The organism is Stenotrophomonas sp. STEN030 (assembly GCF_056759995.1).
Map to the genome: position 1 here is coordinate 1 of NZ_JBRREB010000043.1, position 17155 is coordinate 17155.

At 64.6% G+C, this 17155-nt stretch carries 14 protein-coding genes; 7 read left to right on the forward strand and 7 right to left on the reverse strand.

Annotation, left to right across the window (positions count from 1 at the left end; all coding sequences use genetic code 11):
* Positions 1-189: 189 nt before the first annotated feature.
* The 3 genes from ACVOLR_RS14740 to ACVOLR_RS14750 form a co-directional block, all read right to left on the reverse strand.
* On the reverse strand, positions 190-1776 hold the full coding sequence (locus tag ACVOLR_RS14740) for an N-acetylmuramoyl-L-alanine amidase (RefSeq protein WP_481537086.1): 1587 nt from the start codon (positions 1774-1776) through the stop codon (positions 190-192).
* Positions 1777-1856: 80 nt separating this feature from the next.
* Positions 1857-2336 carry a tRNA (adenosine(37)-N6)-threonylcarbamoyltransferase complex ATPase subunit type 1 TsaE gene (gene tsaE / locus ACVOLR_RS14745; RefSeq protein WP_481537087.1) on the reverse strand — a complete coding sequence of 160 codons (480 nt, stop codon included), beginning with the start codon at positions 2334-2336 and terminating at the stop codon, positions 1857-1859.
* Between the two features lie 8 nt (positions 2337-2344).
* Positions 2345-3817 carry an NAD(P)H-hydrate dehydratase gene (locus tag ACVOLR_RS14750; RefSeq protein WP_481537088.1) on the reverse strand — a complete coding sequence of 491 codons (1473 nt, stop codon included), beginning with the start codon at positions 3815-3817 and terminating at the stop codon, positions 2345-2347.
* Between the two features lie 23 nt (positions 3818-3840).
* Here ACVOLR_RS14750 and queG point away from each other — a divergent pair, with 23 nt between their 5' ends.
* The 3 genes from queG to xseA all read left to right on the forward strand — a co-directional run bounded on the left by queG (position 3841) and on the right by xseA (position 6813).
* Positions 3841-4923 carry a tRNA epoxyqueuosine(34) reductase QueG gene (gene queG, locus ACVOLR_RS14755; RefSeq protein ID WP_481537089.1) on the forward strand — a complete coding sequence of 361 codons (1083 nt, stop codon included), beginning with the start codon at positions 3841-3843 and terminating at the stop codon, positions 4921-4923.
* A gap of 59 nt (positions 4924-4982) precedes the next feature.
* Positions 4983-5357, forward strand: coding sequence for a hypothetical protein (locus ACVOLR_RS14760; RefSeq protein ID WP_481537090.1), 375 nt, complete (start codon positions 4983-4985; stop codon positions 5355-5357).
* Positions 5358-5442: 85 nt separating this feature from the next.
* Complete coding sequence (gene xseA / locus ACVOLR_RS14765; protein WP_481537091.1) at positions 5443-6813, forward strand: exodeoxyribonuclease VII large subunit; 1371 nt, start codon at positions 5443-5445, stop codon at positions 6811-6813.
* Here the strand turns inward: xseA and ACVOLR_RS14770 are convergent.
* The 3 genes from ACVOLR_RS14770 to ACVOLR_RS14780 form a co-directional block, all read right to left on the reverse strand.
* Positions 6804-8018, reverse strand: coding sequence for a virulence factor family protein (locus tag ACVOLR_RS14770; protein WP_481537092.1), 1215 nt, complete (start codon positions 8016-8018; stop codon positions 6804-6806). The two genes, xseA and ACVOLR_RS14770, sit on opposite strands and share 10 nt — an antisense overlap.
* Before the next feature lie 85 nt (positions 8019-8103).
* Entirely contained in the window at positions 8104-9018 is a 915-nt protein-coding gene (locus ACVOLR_RS14775) for a M48 family metallopeptidase (RefSeq protein WP_481537093.1), read from the reverse strand.
* A 66-nt stretch (positions 9019-9084) separates the two neighbouring features.
* Positions 9085-11022 carry an SUMF1/EgtB/PvdO family nonheme iron enzyme gene (locus ACVOLR_RS14780; protein WP_481537094.1) on the reverse strand — a complete coding sequence of 646 codons (1938 nt, stop codon included), beginning with the start codon at positions 11020-11022 and terminating at the stop codon, positions 9085-9087.
* Positions 11023-11118: 96 nt separating this feature from the next.
* Here ACVOLR_RS14780 and rnd point away from each other — a divergent pair, with 96 nt between their 5' ends.
* A complete protein-coding gene (rnd, locus tag ACVOLR_RS14785) occupies positions 11119-12201 on the forward strand; it encodes a ribonuclease D (protein ID WP_481537095.1) in 1083 nt (360 codons plus the stop codon).
* Between the two features lie 57 nt (positions 12202-12258).
* Here rnd and ftrA read toward each other — a convergent pair whose 3' ends face one another.
* Positions 12259-13287 carry a transcriptional regulator FtrA gene (ftrA, locus tag ACVOLR_RS14790; protein WP_481537096.1) on the reverse strand — a complete coding sequence of 343 codons (1029 nt, stop codon included), beginning with the start codon at positions 13285-13287 and terminating at the stop codon, positions 12259-12261.
* Between the two features lie 199 nt (positions 13288-13486).
* On the opposite strand from ftrA, the gene ACVOLR_RS14795 reads away from it, so the two are divergent.
* The 3 genes from ACVOLR_RS14795 to ACVOLR_RS14805 all read left to right on the forward strand — a co-directional run bounded on the left by ACVOLR_RS14795 (position 13487) and on the right by ACVOLR_RS14805 (position 17146).
* Positions 13487-15970, forward strand: coding sequence for a TonB-dependent receptor plug domain-containing protein (locus ACVOLR_RS14795; protein WP_481537097.1), 2484 nt, complete (start codon positions 13487-13489; stop codon positions 15968-15970).
* Positions 15971-15998: 28 nt separating this feature from the next.
* Positions 15999-16565: an FMN reductase gene (gene msuE, locus ACVOLR_RS14800; RefSeq protein WP_481537098.1), complete on the forward strand. Its 567-nt coding sequence runs from the start codon at positions 15999-16001 to the stop codon at positions 16563-16565.
* A 218-nt stretch (positions 16566-16783) separates the two neighbouring features.
* Positions 16784-17146: a DUF3088 family protein gene (locus ACVOLR_RS14805; RefSeq protein ID WP_481537099.1), complete on the forward strand. Its 363-nt coding sequence runs from the start codon at positions 16784-16786 to the stop codon at positions 17144-17146.
* The last annotated feature ends 9 nt before the right edge of the window (positions 17147-17155 follow it).

The following is a 17155-nucleotide window of genomic DNA, read 5'->3' on the forward strand; positions in this document are numbered from 1 at the left end:
CAGCCGCCGATACCCCCGGGGGACTTTCTCTTGGGGAAGGGGGGAATGCCGCGACGCCATTGCGGCCGGACGCTGCAGCTGGTTCGCGGCTTACGCCGCTCCCACAGAAAGCAAAAAATCCGACGCCAGCGCTCTGACATCGGATCTGAGGTGCCTCATCGCCAGCAGCGGCTTCAAGCCTGTGCTGCTTTACTTGCTACCACCAGCAACGGTGCCAGCGGCAGCATCCATCTCAGCCTGCGCGCGGGCGGCGAACAAGGTACCCGGCGGCGGCTGACGGCTGAAGAAGGTATGCACGCCATCCAGCACGGCGCCGGCAATGCGACGCTGATATGCCGGATCTATCAGGCGGCGCTCTTCATCCGGGTTGGAGATGAACGCGGTTTCGACCAGCATTGCCGGCATGTCGGAGGTGCGCAGCACGGCGAAATTTGCCCGCTCGAGGTTCGGCTTGTGGTTGTTGCCGATGCGCTTGAGGCCGCCGAGCACGTGCCCGGCCGCATCTTCAGAAGCCTTCATGTTGCCGCTCTGAGCCAGATCCAGCAGCACGTTGGCCAAGGTGCCTTCGGTACGGCTGAGGCTGACACCGCCAATCAGGTCGGCGGCGTTTTCCTTGTCCGCCAGCCAACGCGCACGCTGCGAGGACGCGCCCTTGGTCGACAGCACGTAAACCGAAGAACCCGTCGCCGAACGGTTTTCGGCCGCATCAGCGTGGATCGAAATGAAGATGTCAGCCTTGGCCGCACGCGCACGCTGGGCGCGCATCGGCAGCGGGATGAATACGTCGGTGTCGCGGGTCAGGTAGGCGCGCAGGCCCGGCGTGGCATTGACCTGACGGGCCAGCTCACGTGCGACGGCCAGCGTCACGTCCTTCTCGCGCTTGCCGGTAGGTCCGACAGCACCCGGATCCTGTCCACCATGGCCCGGATCGATGGCAACCACCAGATTACGCATGCCAGGCGCCATCCGAATTCGTGACGCGTCACTTGGCATGACCGGACGCGGCGTAGGTGTTTCCGCCGCCGCAACAACCGGCTCAGCTGGGCGCGTGATCGGGGTCGGCACACCAGTGGCAATCGTCGTGCGAACCGGAGTGCCCTGGCCGCTGAGGATGGCTGCCGCTGAAGACGTAGACGGCGCTGCCGACGGAACGGCGGCGGCAGTCGTTACCGGCGTCGGCGCTGGTGCGGGATTCTGCGCAACCTGGACCGGCGGCGGCGTGCTCGCCTGCTGACGCACCGCCGCAGTCAACGCCGCGGTAGCACGGGCAGCCTCGGCACGGGCCTGCGCAGGATTCACTGCAGGAGCGGCCTGCGGCACGGATGCCGGCGGCGCACTTGCAACAGGTGCGGCCACCGCAGCGGTCGCACGCGGCGCGGTTTCACCCGGCCACTCGATCAGTAACTTGGACTCGGCACCTTGCCCCTGCATCTGTGGCTTGAACGCAGCCACCGATTCGGCCAGATCAAACACGATGCGGAACGTGCCCGGCACCGGGTTGCCGGTGCGCACGGCGGTAACCACACCTACGGCCGCGGGCAACTTGAGGCCGCGCACGCCGGTGGAGTCAGGAAAATCGATGACAAGACGGTTGGGACCAGCCAGGCTGATGGTCTTGTAGCTGCCACCACCGGCCAGCTGGATCTCGGCGCGGGTACCGGTTGCACCGGCACTCAAACCCAGCCCACGAACCTCACCGGCCCACGCGGAAGCGCTGGCCAGGCACAGGCCGGCGACGGCGACAGACAATGCAAACAGGCGGTTTCCCGTAGTCATGAGCGGATTCAATCACCGGATTTCGGTAATTGCAACATTTTTTCCCTTAATAATCCGCAACCTGCCGTAACTTCCTGTTGTTACAGGGCAGAAAGCCCCTGCAAGTGCTCCGTTTTGCGCAGCCGCTGAAGCCAGGCTTCACCGGTCGGGCTATGTGCCTGCAGCTGGGCACGACGGCCATGGCCGTTGATCTCCAACGCCACCACCAGGTCCAACGGCGGTAGCCCGCCTGCTCCGCGCTCGGGCCATTCGATCAGCCACAAGTCGGCACTGGCGTCGTCCAGACCAAGAAAATCCAGCTCGCCGGCATTGCCGATCCGGTACAGGTCCAGATGCCAGGCTTCGCCGGTATCCAGCGGATAGCGCTCGATCAAGGTGTAGGTAGGGCTGCGGATCGGCCCCTGCACGCCCAGCGCGCGCAGCAGGGCGCGGGCCAGTGTGGATTTTCCAGCGCCAAGATCACCTTGCAGGTGAACCACCGCCTGCGCGGGCCGGGTCTGTGCCAAGGCCTGACCCAGCAGGTCGGTGCTCTCGGCTTGGGGCAAAGACAATTCGATCATGGGAGACATTATGGATTGGCCAGCGCCCGCAGGTGCGGCAGTAGATCGCGTGGCAACAGCCCGCGCTCACCTTCGGTGGCGGCTGCGTCGCCGGCAAGGCTGTGCAGCAGGGCGCCTGTGCTGGCTGCATCAAACAGCGACAGGCCTTGTGCAAGCACTGCAGCAACAGCGCCGGTCAGCAGATCGCCCATGCCGCCTACCGCCATCCCTGGGTTACCGGTAGCAATGACCCGCGGCAGCTGTCCCGGCGCGGCGATCACAGTACCGGCACCCTTGAGCACCACCACCGCCGCGTAGCGCGCAGCCAACGCATGCGCTGCGGCAAAGCGATCACGCTGGATGCTGGCAGTATCGGTGCCGAGCAGACGCGCGGCCTCGCCCGGATGCGGGGTGAGGATCGCCTGCGGTAGCGGCCGCGGATCCGCTGCCAGAAGGTTCAAACCATCGGCATCGAGAACCAGTGGCTTGCCGCTGGTCAGCACCGCCGCCCACAGCGCATGCGCCCAATCGTCCTGGCCGAGCCCGGGGCCCAGTGCTATCACGCTGGCGCGTGCCAACAACGGCGCGAAGTCTGCGGAACTATCAACAGCGTGCACCATCGCCTCTGGGCAGCGCGCCAACAACGGCGCCACATGCAGCGCCCGCGTAGCAACGCTGCATAGACCGGCGCCACTGCGCAGCGCAGCCTCGGCGGTGAGCATCACCGCGCCGCCGCTGCCATGGTTGCCACCTACGCACAGCACATGTCCCGATTCGCCTTTATGCGTGTTGAGCCTGCGCGGCGGTAGAGCCCGCAGCAACTGCGGCTTGGCCCAGCGCAGCGCACTCGCGCTGACGCCGTCAAATGCCGCAGCGGGCACTTCAAGATCCGCCAACAGACGCTGCCCGGCATGCTCCAGCGCCGCACCGGTATGCAGGCCCTGATGCGGCACGATGAACTGCAATACCCGCGCCGCACGTACCGCGGCGCCAGCCACGTTGCCGCTGAGCGCATCAACACCACTGGGCACATCCAGCGCGAATACCGGCGCCAATGCAGCGTTGACCGCAGCGATCAAGGCCGCGTCCTCGGCCTGCGGGGCACGATTGAAACCGATGCCGTACAGCGCATCGACGATCAGGTCGGCCTGCTGCAGGCAATGCAGGGCAATCTCGACGTGACCACCCACGGCCAGGTAATCGGTACAGGCGCGCTGCGCCAAGGGTGTGCGTGGCGACGCATCCGGCAGGTGCAGCACGCTGACGTCGCGTCCGGACTGGCGGGCGTGGCGAGCCAGCACATAGCCGTCGCCGCCGTTGTTGCCCGGCCCGCAGACCACCACGATGCGTCGTGCCTGCGGCCAATACTGCAGCACGGTCTGCCAAGCGGCGTGGCCGGCACGCTGCATCAACACATAAGCATCGCCACCCAAGGCAGCGGTCGCTTGCCCATCAATCTGGCGGGCAGCGGCGATATCGAACAGTTCGACGGGCTCTGACATGCTGGCAATTCTATACTTGCGCCATGTCTGAAGCCGTTACCGCCGCAAATCCGGCGCAGCTATCGCTGCGCATCCGCCAGCTTGCCCGTGAGGCAGGCTTTCAGCGCTGTGGAGTCAGCGGCATCGAGCTGGGCGAGGATGAGGCACATCTGGCCGATTGGCTGGGCAAGGGTCTGTACGGCACGATGGACTGGATGGCCCGCCACGGCACCCTCCGCGCGCGCCCAAATGAACTGCTGCCGGGCACGCTGCGGGTGATCTCGGTCGGCATGGATTACGGTCCCAAGGAGGATGCCGAAGCCTGGGCGACCTTGAATGACAGCGAACGCGCCTATGTCGCGCGCTACGCGCTTGGCCGCGATTACCACAAGCTGATGCGCAACCGCCTGCAGAAGCTGGCCGAACGCATCTCCAGCGAGATCGGTCAATTCGGCTACCGGGTCTTCGTCGATTCGGCACCGGTGCTGGAGCGGGCGCTGGCGCGCAATGCCGGGCTGGGCTGGATCGGCAAGCACACCTGCCTGATCGACCGTAACGGCGGCTCGTGGTTCTTCCTCGGCGAGATCTATGTCGACCTGCCCTTGCCGGTGGATGTGCCGGCCACCGCGCATTGCGGCAGCTGCACGCGCTGCATCGATGTCTGCCCCACCGCCGCCATCATCGCCCCGCATCGGCTGGACGCGCGCCGCTGCATCTCCTACCTGACCATCGAGCACGAAGGCGCGATTCCGCTGGAAATGCGCCCACTGATGGGCAACCGCATCTATGGCTGTGATGACTGCCAGCTCGTATGCCCGTGGAACAAGTTCGCCCAGCGCACCGACGAGCCGGACTTCCGCGCCCGCAATAATCTGGACACCGCTACCCTGCCCGAGCTGTTTGCCTGGGAAGAAGACGAGTTCCTGCGCCGTACCGAAGGCAGCCCGATCCGTCGCAGCGGCCATGAGCGCTGGCTGCGCAATATCGCGGTGGCGCTGGGTAATGCCGCCCCCTCGCCCGCCGCGCAGCAGGCGTTGCAAAGCCGCCAGGCGCATGCATCCGAAGTGGTGCGCGAACACGTGCAGTGGGCCTTGCAGCGGCACGCTGACGCCGCGCAGAAGCCTTAGCATCACGGCCTATGCGATTCCAGCACCATCACTCCCCTTAGCCTCCACAAGGAATGTGAATGAGCAACGAACTGTTACCCGCTCCCTGCGCCATCGCGCCTGGGGACAAGCGCCGCCAAGCCCAGCTGGTCGGAGACGACCTGCTTCGCCACTACGGCAAGCGCAACTTCTACTCGGTGCAACAGGTGCGCGACGCCAACCGGCGCAACAAGATCGACCTCGATCTCGCATGCTGGTCACATGCTCTGTTCAACACCCATTCCGACTTTGACCAGTTGCATGCAGCCAGTGGTGAAGCCTGCGACTACGCCGCAATGAAAGCAGAGATGCTGCGCTCGATGGCCACCGACAGTAACGCGAGCTGGTTTGATTTCGACCTGTCCTGGCTGGATTTCCCCGATCTGGACATCTCCCTGTTCGATTTCTTCGACTAGCACAGTCGCTCCCGTAAGATAGCGGCCGTCAGCTCGTCTGCGCCCCCGGCGTGGCCGAGCGTCCTACCGGCATAGCAGTTCAACCATGACCTCCAGCAACGACGTCCTCACCCCCAACCAGCTCAACACCTTGGCTCGCGATCTTCTGGAGAGCGCGTTCCCGATGGTGTGGGTGGAAGGCGAGCTTGGCGGTGTCAGCCGGCCTGCCTCCGGGCACCTGTACTTCACCCTGAAGGATGCCCGCGCGCAGGTGCGTGCGGCGATGTTCAAACCCAAAAGCCAATGGCTGAAGTTCATCCCGCGCGAAGGCATGCGCGTATTGGTGCGTGGCCGCCTGACCCTGTATGAAGCCCGCGGCGACTACCAGCTGATCCTCGACCACATGGAAGAAGCCGGCGAAGGCGCATTGCGCCGCGCCTATGACGAGCTCAAGGCCCGGCTCGAAGCCGAAGGCCTGTTCGATCCAGCACGCAAGCGCCCGCTGCCGGCGCATGTACGCCGCCTTGCGGTGATCACTTCGCCCAGTGGCGCCGCCGTACGCGACGTATTGAGCGTGCTGGAACGGCGCTTCCCGATGCTGGAAGTCGAGCTGCTGCCGTCACTGGTACAGGGCGCAACCGCGGCACCGCAGATCACCTCGTTGCTGCGCCAGGCCGATGCCAGCGGCCGCTACGACGTGATTCTGCTTACCCGTGGTGGCGGTTCATTGGAAGACCTATGGGCATTCAACGATGAACAACTGGCGCGCGCAGTCGCCAACAGCAACACGCCGGTGGTCTCGGCGGTAGGCCACGAAACCGACTTCAGCCTGAGCGACTTCGCCGCCGATCTGCGCGCGCCGACGCCGTCCGTGGCCGCCGAGCTGCTGGTGCCGGATCAACGCGATCTCGCGCTGCGGGTACGCCGGCTGGCGCAGCGCCTGCAGCAGCTGCAGGTACACGCGATGAGCCAGGCCATGCAGCGCGCCGACCGCGCCGCCTTGCGGTTGCAGGCGCATAGCCCGCAGGCACGACTGAACCTGCTCAAGCATCGCCAGGAGGCTGCGTTCGCACGCCTGCACGCGACCTGGCAACAACAACAGGAGCGTCGCGCAGCTCGACTGCGGCACGCTGCCACCGTGCTACGCAGCACCCAGCCACAACGCCGCTTGAGTGCATTGGCCGAGAAGCTGGCGACCTTGGCTCCACGTGCCCATGCAGCCATGGCACGCCAGTTGCAGCGCGACGCATTGCGCCTGCGCGGTATCGCCCGCTCGCTGGAAGCGGTGAGCCCGTTGGCAACCGTGGCGCGCGGCTATTCGATCCTGACCAAATTTGAAGACGGCGCTCTGGTGCGTAGCGCCGAGCAGGTCAAACCCGGCGAGCAGTTGCGCGCGCGCCTGGCCGAAGGTGAGCTGCAGCTACGGGTTGAGCAGATCAGCACAAAACCAGCGATAGGCGGCTCCGCTCAGGGCTGAGCCGGTGCCGCATCCCAACGATCGACGATGATCTTTGCGAGTTTACCCGGGTCACGGTCGAAGTGATGCCCGCCGGGGAGTTCGACCACCTGCATGTGTGCATCACCCCGCAGGTCGCGGCATAGGCTGTCTTTCTCGTCGGTGCCGTAGATGCACTGATGCGCTACTGGCTGCAGGCCCGCCAATGCAGGTTGCACAGGCACTTCCTGGGCCCGGAACCAGCCCAACCAGCCACCCACCCGCACCTCGAAATCAGCACCGTGCGCAAGCCCCAATAACGACACCAGCCGCACCGGACCACGCTCCTGCTCACTGAGCAGCGGATAGGCGAATGGCAGCACATCCGCACCAAACGAATAGCCAACCAGCGCCACATCGTCGGCCTGCCAACGCTGCCGATAGCTGCGCAGAACACTGTCCAGATCGGTAGCCAACTGCGTTGCGGTGCGCTTCTTCCAGAAGTAACGCAGGCTGTTCCAGCCGACCACGGATATGCCGCGCTGGTTGAGTTCATGTGCCAAGCCCTTGTCCAGGTCGCGCCAGCCACCATCGCCTGAGATCAGCACCACCAGCCGTTTGCTGCCAGCGACTGGCATCTCGACCAGCGGCAGCGTCGCCACACCTTGTGCGGGTGCGGCGCTCAGCGTCGCTGGTAAAGCGGCCAGCAGCGCATGCTCCGACAAGGATTTGACCTGCACGGCGGCCGTTCCACCAGCACAGCCGATATCACTCGAACCGGCACCGGCCGCAGTGACCAGCGCCGCCGCAAATTCACCCGGTGCAGCTCCGGCGGCACTGGCGCGCACGAGGTCAGCGCTGCTGCCTTGGCCAAACAATACCGGCAGGAAGAACTGCTCGGCGCGCTCGCGTTTGAGCAGCTTCTGGGCAAGCAGCGCAGCATCGTCGGCCATCGCCCGGCAGCTGCCGTTACCGCTGCTCAATTGTTTCCGATAGCGCGCAGCATCCACTACAGCCACCCATGCGCCTGCCTGCGCCAACTGCCCGGCAAACTGCATGCGCTGCGCCTGCGGCAAGGCCGGGTCTGCGAAATAGATCACCAGACCTCGCGCCGCGGCCGGCGGCTCCACCACCTGCACCTTGCCGTAGCGGCCAGCGTTCATACGCTTGCCATGCGCCGCCCAGCCACAGCTGACCGCCACCATGATCAACAACACGCCAAAACCCAACAACGCACCACGTCGCATCCGCCACCTCTGACTACAAAGCAAGAACGCCGGCGAGCATCCACCGGCGTTCGTTACGTCTTTGTGCAATCTGCTACGGCGCTCGCTATCTTGCGGCCGCTCCTGCGGTGCAGAAGCGCTGCTTGTATTCCAGCGCCTTGGGCATCAAAGCCTGCAGGTTCTGGATGCGGGTGCCGGGATTGGGATGGGTGGAAGAGAACTCCGGCGGCGCCTGCCCGCCACTGGCCTCGCTCATGCGCTGCCACAGCGGCACGGCCTCTTCCGGGTTGAAGCAGGCAGCGGCAGCCAGCATCAGCCCAACTTCATCGGCTTGGGTTTCATGCGAACGCGCATACGGCAGCAGATAGCCGTAGCCCATAGCCGACATCATCATCTGCTGTTGCTGGCCGTCCATGCCGCTGGCGGCGCCGGCCATCTGCCCGATCTGGGTCAGCTTCTGTTGGGCCATGCGCTGGGCACCGTGGCGCAGCAGCGCGTGGGCAATTTCGTGACCCATCACTACTGCCAGTGCATCGGCGTTCTGTGCGACTGGAATCAAGCCGGTATAGACCGCCATCTTGCCGCCGGGCAGGCAGAAGGCATTGGCCTGATCGGACTGCAGTACGTTCACATCCCACTCGAAGTCCTTGGCGAAGTGCTGCGGCTGCAGGCCGTGCTCCTGGGCGAGCGAAGTTTCCACCACGTCGACCTTGGCGATCAGGCGATTGGCAATCTCGCGCACCTGGCGGGCGATCTGCGAATTGGGGTCGACCGGACGCTCCTGCGCCAGGATCTCCTGGTAGGCCTGCAGGCCCAGCGCCTTTTCTTCGCTGGCATTGAGCGAGCTGTCGATCAGCACCTTCTCGCCGGTATACGGGTCCACCGAGCGATTGCCGAAGTAATAGCAGCCGCCATAGACCGCGAAGCCCAGCAGGATCACCCAGCGGATATTCCCGAACAGGCCGCCGCCACGCCGACGTTGGCCGCCATTGCCTTGGTTACCGAAAGGATCTTGTCGCATGGTTGGATTCCGTCTGGGCCGGGCTGGCCGTGGCCGATGGTAACGCTAGCGTACGCCGCGGCAAGGTCAAATTCCGCGTACCAGACGGAATCCAATGCGCGCCGAGGTGACGTCCGAGTCCTGTGACTGCCGCCAAGCGGCGCGGGTCTGCTCCGGCGCATTGGCCCAGTTGCCACCGCGGATCACCCGTTGTCGGCAGCCAGGGTTGTACCAGGCCGCACCGTCGGCCGGTGCGCGCCGGTAGCTGGCATGCCAGCAATCGGCCACCCACTCGCTGACATTGCCGCTGATGTCATGCAGGCCCCAGGCGTTGGCACGGAACATCGCCACCGGCGCGGTGCCCCAGAATCCGTCGCCATAGCCGATGAAGGCGTTGTTCCAGTGGCGGCCGCTGGGCGATACGTCGAGGCTGCCGGTGAAGTTGCCGCTGTTCTCCGGTGGCGTCATCGAGCGCCCCCAGGGGAAGCGCCCCTGGCTGCCAGCCCGCAATGCATATTCGAACTCCGATTCGCTGGGCAGCCGGTAATAGCGCCCGGTCTGCTCGCTCAACCAGGCCGCATAGGCCTCGGCGTCGCGCACGCTGACATGCATCACCGGGCTGTTGGGTGCGGCCTTGACGCCGTTGTAATCGGACTGCCAATCCACCCCGCTGCGGCGGATGAAATTGCCGCTGCGCTCGTCATAGACAATGGAATGGCCGCGCCGGGTCGCACGCGGACGCGCCTTGGCCGCTTCCACGAAACGGCGGAAATCAGCCACGGTGACCTCGGTGATCGACATCGCAAAACCGCGCTCGAAGTTCACCAGATGCTGCGGGCGCTCGGCATCGCTGCTGCCGATCTCACCCTCGGTCGCCCCCATCTGGAAGCTGCCATACGGCACCACCACCATCTGCGGGCCGCGACTGCCTTCGCTCAAGGCATCACTGAACACCTGGCCCGGGCGGAAGCTGCCGTAATGGGTGACCAGTTCGATGCGTTCGCGCAGCAGGGCCACGGTGCGATCGCCGGGCAGCGCGATGCGCTCGGCCTGGGCCAGCTTCAGCCGCGCATCCTTCAGGCCCTTGGACGACACCAGATCACGCAGCCCGCCTTCGCGCAGCGCATCGAGCTGGGCGGTGCGGATGCCCTCGATGCGCGCGCGGGCGTCCTTCAAGGTCACCGCTTCGCCGCGGATGGTGGTGGCCTTGTCCAGCCAGCGCGCAGCTGCGGCGAAATCCGACTCCATCGCGGCGGCATGTTCAGCACGGCGGATCAGGCCGCTTTCCACCGCCGCCAAGCCCTGCCGGGCGCGGCTGTTGAGTGGGTCGGACGCCAGCACTTCGCGGAACGCCGCCTGTGCGCCGCCGCCATCCTCGCCAAACTGGTGTTGGCGCAGCGCCTGCTCGCCTGCACGGTTCAGCGCCAGCAACCGCCGCGCCACTGCGATGCGCTGCTGCAAGTCCTGTTCGGCCTTGCCCTCGGGCGCCAACGCCACCGCTACGCCAGCGATCTCGGCAGCCTGGGCCAGGGCCTGGCGCTGATTCTCCGGTTGTGCCATCAAGGTGGTGGCCTGCGCGCGCAGGCGTTGCCGGGCCTTGTCCAGGCCGCGCTGTGCGACCCTGTCGTTCGGCTGCTGGGCCAGGATCGCCAGGTAGAGCGGAATGGCGTCCTCGGCGTCGCGGTACAGCCTGTCCTCGGCCAGCGCCTTGTCGGCCGCCTTGCGTGCTTCGGCCAGCTGCCCGGGCTGCAGGCTGACTTCCGGCGCGTCCCAGACCGGCAGCGTGATGTCCTCAACCTGCGGCGTGGGATCGGGCGTTGCAGGCTCCGCCTTCGTAGCAGCGGCCGCCTCGGCCTTGGTTTCGGCGCGCGCCTCAGCCCTGGCTTCCAGCCGCTCGCTCAAACTGGGTTTCTTTGCAGGCTCCGCATTTGGCGCAGCCGACGGCGGCTGCGGCGCACTGCCGCTACACCCCGCCAACGCCAGCAATAGCGCGGTCAGACCCAACAATTGGCCGGTTTTACCCAAAAACGCCTCCATTACCTTGCACACTTTCCCGGGAGCGGCCCGACGTTAGGCTATTCTCGCCTGCCTGAGCAAACCCTGCAGTTGACGGAACCCCACGTGGCTTACTGGATCAAACACCCGGCGGAGTTGGAAGAACGCTACCGCCAGCGCCCGAGCCGGATCGGGCTGGACACCGAATTCATCCGCGAACGCACCTATTGGCCGCAGCTGGCCCTGGTGCAGATGGCCGTCGGCGATGAAATCCTGCTGATCGACCCGCTGATACCCGGCATGTGCGAGGCGCTGAAGCCTTGGCTGACCGACACCTCGATCACCAAGATCATGCACAGCGCCAGCGAAGACCTGGTCGCCTTCAAGTGCGCCTGCGACGCGCTGCCGCGGCCATTGTTCGACACCCAGATCGGTGCCGCATTGGCCGGCATCGGCGGCGGCATGGGCTACCAGAAGCTGGTGGCCGAAATTACCGGCGTCACCCTGCCCAAGGGCGAAACCCGCTCTGACTGGCTCAAGCGCCCGCTCAGCGACGCGCAGCTGGAATACGCCGCCGACGACGTCGAATACCTGTTCGCCATGCACGACACCATCAGCGCCAAGCTGCAGGCCGCAGGCCGCATGCAATGGCTGCAGGACGATGGCGAGCGCCTGCTGGCCAGCGTCGAGGGCGACGAAGGCGAGCATTGGCCGCATCTGTCGATGCGTTCCTCGCAGGTGCTGGAGCGCGACGCCCAGCTGCGCCTGTTGCGCCTGCTGCGCTGGCGCGACCAACAGGCACGCAGCAGCGACAAGCCGCGCAGCTGGATCCTGGACAACGAGTTGGCCAACGTGCTGGCGCGCACCCCACCAGCCGACTACGAGGCCATGCTGAAAGTTTTCGGTCGTTTCCCCAAGGCCCCGCGCAAGCTGGCCCAGCAGGTATGGGAAGCGCTGAACACCCCGCTCGCCGACGAAGCCGACGCACCGATGGCATTGCCGGCCACCGACAGCAACAAGAACACCATCAAACGCCTGCAGGATGCAGTCAGCAAGCGCAGTGCCGAGCTGGAACTGCCCGAGGGGCTGCTGGCCTCGCGCAAGCACCTTGAAGCACTGCTGGAAAGCGGCGAATGGCCGACCGCGCTGGCCGGCTGGCGTCGCGAACAGCTGGAACCGGTACTGCGACCGCTGTTGCCGGCCGCCTGATACTCCACGCCGGGTGCAGCCAGCTGCACCCGGCCGAGTCTTCTTACCTTTGTCAGCTCAGCGCGCAGCAACCAGGCCAAGCGCGGTTTGCGGAACACTCGTAGCCTCACCGACTATGCCCAGACCTGCACGATAGGCCGCCGGGCTGGTTCCGGTAGCGGCCCGGAAATGGCGCCGGAATGACTCCGGCGATCCAAACCCGGCCTGCTCGCAGACCCACTGCAGCGGCCGCGCGGTGGTCTCAAGCAAGTCCTTGGCATAGGCCACCCGCTCACGGATCACCCAGTCAATCGGCGACACGCCGGTGGCATCCATGAACTGCCGTTGCAGGGTCCTCTGACTAAGCAGCGCCTGCGTGGCCAGACTAGCCAGGGTGTGTTCCTGCGAAAGATTGTCGCGCACCCATTCCATCAGCCGCGCCAGACGGCTGGGCTCACCATGCGGAATGGCACGTGGAACCAGCTGGCTGCGATTGCCATCACGCCAAGGCGCAAGCACCAGCCGTTGCGCCACCAGGTTTGCAACCCGCTTGCCGTAATCCTTCTGCACCATGTGCAGCATCATATCCATGCCGGTGGCAGAGCCTGCCGAGGTGATGATCTGGCCGCCGTCGACGTACAACACGTCCGCACGCACCGCCACATTCGGGAACAGTTGTGCCAGTCGTTCGGTCAGCCGCCAATGGGTAGTTGCACTGCTGCCATCCAGCAGGCCGGCCCACGCCAATACGAATGCACCGGAGCAGATGCTGGCCAGGCGCGCACCACGCGCGTGGGCACGGCGCAGCGCATCCAGCAGTTGTGGCGGCGGTGCTTCATCGGGGTTGCGCCAACCAGGGATCAGCACGATATCGGCTTCATCGATCAACTCCAGCCCGTGCGGCACCTCCACCGATATGCCACCCAAGGCCCGCAGCGGCCCGGACTCGCTGGCGAAGATGCCGGTGCGGTACCAGTCCACCTGCAGCTCCGGCCGTACCGGAGCGAACATGCCCACCGCGCAACCAAACTCGAACATCCCCATCTGGTCGTAAGCCAGAATCGCCACCAGCGGCGCTGAGGAATCCGGTTCGGTGAGTGTGTTCATAGGTCTCGATACTACGCACGGCAAGCCGCTCGCACGTGTCCAGAACCTGAGATCGTTTACAGCCGCAGGCTGTTTACAGATGACGCTCTGTCATATGCGTGGCCGGACTTGACCGCCCGCTGACGCCTTTGCGCATGTTCGCCAACCTCAACTGCAACTTGAATAGGACCCGTCCCCCCAAACGACGAGTCCCGCCACGATGCCCGCTTACCGGCAGCTGCCAAAACCTGCTTCCCATCCGCCCCTGCGCGCAGCATCCGCAGCGCTGCTGCTGGCCACGGCGCTGTCATCAACAGCCAGCGCCAATGATGTCCTGGCGCCGGCCGCCGCAGCCTCGACCTTGAACACTGTGGTGGTCACCGGCAGCCGCAACAGTACCCGCACGGTCGCCAACAGCTCCACGCCGATCGATGTCATTTCCGCCGACGCGCTGGCCGCTACCGGCCAGGCCACCCTGCTTGATGCCCTGCAGCGTGCGCTGCCTTCGCTGAGCCAAGTAGGCGGTTACCAATCCGACCAGGAAAGCCTGATCCGCGGCTATCAGCTGCGCAATCTTTCACCTGGCTACACGCTGGTACTGGTCAATGGCAAACGCCGCAACGCCAGCGCCTATGTCAGTGGGGCCAATGGCGGCGCGTTTCCCGGCCACTCCTGGGCAGATCTTGGGCTCATCCCGATCTCGGCCATCGACCATGTCGAAGTGCTGCGCGATGGGGCATCGGCCATCTATGGCTCGGACGCCGTTGCCGGGGTGATCAATGTGATCCTCAAAGCCCATGCCAGCGGCGGTGCGGTGGCAGTGGAAAGCGGACAGAGCTACGACGGCGACGGCAGCCGTACCAGTCTGCGCGGAAACCTCGGTTTGCCCTGGGGCAACACCGGTTTCGTCAATGTATCGGCGGAGAACACCGTGCAACAGCATGCGATCCGTCGCGTTCTTTACCCGGCCAGTTGGTACGACGGCAGCGCTGGCCGCGATGCCAACAAAATCTACAGCAGCCCCTCTTATCGACTGACCTCGGCTGTGATCAACGCTGGGCACCCGCTCGGAGAGGAGGCTGATTTCTACGTCACTCTCAACGCCGCGGATCGTACCGGCAATGCCATCCAGAACTATCGGCTCCCCACCACGATTGCCGCGCTCAATCCCGGCGCATTGGCGGTGTACCCGGACGGTTTCTCACCTTCGATAGAAACCAAGGAACAGCAGTACAGCGGCACCGTTGGCGTAAAAGGCAGTCTGGCGCAATGGAACTACGACTTTAGCGCCACCTGGAATCGCGACACCATCCGTACCTATACCCGCGACTCGCTCAACTTTTCCCTGCCCTATCCGGGCTCGCCCACCGATCTGTATGACGGCAAGGTCGACTACCAGCAGCTGGTCAACAACCTGGACCTTCGCCGTGCCTTCAACACCGACCTGTTCACCTCACCTCTGGAGGTCAGCATCGGCGCTGAGTACCAACATGAGCAGTACAAGCGTCTGGCAGGGCAACCCGAGTCCTACCTGGGCTATGGCGCGGCGAGCTTCGTTGGCAACTCCGCTGATGATGCAGTAAACGCCAGCCGCAACAGCAAGGCCATCTATGCCGGCGCTTCAACCAACGTCACTGCACGCTGGTTTGTGGATCTGGCCGGGCGCTACGAAGACCACTCCGACTTCGGCAGCGTCTCTACCGGGCGCCTTTCCAGCCGTTTTGACTTCACCGATGTCGTGGCGCTGCGCGGCACGATCAGCAACGGCTTCCATGCCCCCGGCCTGGGCGGACAGTTCTATCAAGCTACCGGCAACTGCCCATGCGGCACTACCTTGGTGGCGCGGGTCAATTCACCCACGGCCGTTGCCCTGGGTGCCACCCCACTCGAACCGGAAAAGGCCACCAACTACAGCCTGGGCATCACCTTCACGCCCAATGCCAGCTTCAATGCTGCCGTAGATGTGTACCAGATCAATATCCGCAACCAGCTGGGGCAATCCAGCCAGATTGGCTACGACTCCACCAACCCAAATGCTGTCACCGATGGCAGCGGCAGCCCGATCAACGCCGGACAGAAGGCCATCATCGACACGCTGCTCGGTGCCGCCGGCATCAGCATCACGCCCGGTCAGGCCTATTACGCCAGCTACATCACCAACGTAGGCAGCACCCGCACGCGCGGCGTCGAACTCACCCTGGAAGCCACCCAGCAAACGGCAATCGGGCGACTTCGCTACAACTATGCGGCAAACCTCGGTCGCACCGACATCCAGCAGGTAGCAAGCGTACCCACCGCCCTGCAGCAGCTGCCAAATATCAACCTGCTGAACCAGAACGCCGAGTACGCGTTGCGTTACCACACCCCGCGCTACACCCAGCTGGCCGGTGTGCACTGGAGCAGCGGCCCGTGGCAACTGAGTCTGGATGCCACCTATTTCGGGCCAATCAAGAGCATCAACAATGGCTACAAGTACCAGCTCTCACCGCTACTGGTAACCAATCTTGGCGGCAGCTATGACATCGGCCATGGCTGGAGCGTGGATGCGGGTATCAACAACCTGTTTGACGAACGCCAGCGCAAGCGCCCGGAGGCCTCACGCAGTGCCGGCGAAAAAGCCAATTACGTCTTCAACTACGCCAGTGTCGACAGCATCAGCACGACCGGCGGCTACTGGTTTGGCCGCATCAATTATCGCTTCTGATCGCCCCACCCTTCAATTGGAGCCGCGCATGTCCACCGCATTGAAAGCCGTCGCCGTCATCGGCAGCACCTCGCCCACCTCGCGCACCCGCAGCCTGGCGCTCAGTATCCTGCAGCAGTTGCAGCACCATCTGCCGCTGGACATCCAGCTGGTGGAGCTGGTCAATATCGCCCGTCCACTAGGTAGCGCCCTGCAGCGTAGCGAGCTGACCGCCGAGGTGGAGCTGCAGCTACGCAGGATAGAGAACGCTGATCTGGTGCTGGCCGCCGCACCTGTTTACCGCGGCGCGTACCCGGGCTTGTTCAAGCATCTGTTCGACCTGATCGATATGGATGCCTTGATCAATACACCCGTTCTACTCGCCGCCACCGGCGGCAGCGAGCGCCATGCACTGATGCTTGAGCATCAACTGCGGCCACTGTTCGGATTCCTGCAGGCACTGACACTGCCGATCGGGGTCTATGCAACCGCTGCGGACTTCGACGCTGATCAGCTCCCCGCAGGCCCACTGCAGGAGCGCATTACACTGGCCGCCGAGCGTGCGGCCGATGTTTTGGGTGTTACCCGCAGTTCGCAGCTACGCCGGATTGCCTGAGCGCAGCAGCGCAGGTGCCGCAGGGGTCTGCGGCACCTGGGGCCATCGACAGCGGAATGCTCAACGCAAACAAGCAATGGCATGTACTTATTCCTACTGCGCATGGTCATGGCGGGATCTGACCGCTGATTGACGAGTTGCACAGCGCCCGCAGCAGAGTGCTTGCCTAGGATGAATCCACAGCACCGATGCTGTCCCTGCCGCAAGCGAGCAGTCCCATGCCGGACACGTCCATCGCAAAACCCGTCCTGTTGTTGCTGGAGCCGGAGTTCCAGGATCCAACCATCGCTGACCAGCTTTTCTTCTGTCCCCATTCGTTCCTGCTCGAAGGCGCGCTGACCAAACTACCCGGCCTGCGCGAGCAGCTGGATGTACGCCACGTTCGCTTCCAACGTCCGCGCGACGCCGTCATCGGATTTGTCGGTGAGTCGGATCAGTCGCTACCAAAACTGGTGCTACCGGCAGACGTGCAAAGCCAGCATGCAAGTGGTCACCACGCGGCGCACCAATACGTGTCCGGCGCCGACCGCATCCTCGCAACGCTGGGCGAGCTGTACGGCATCGCCCAACCACACCCCTGATACCTCGTT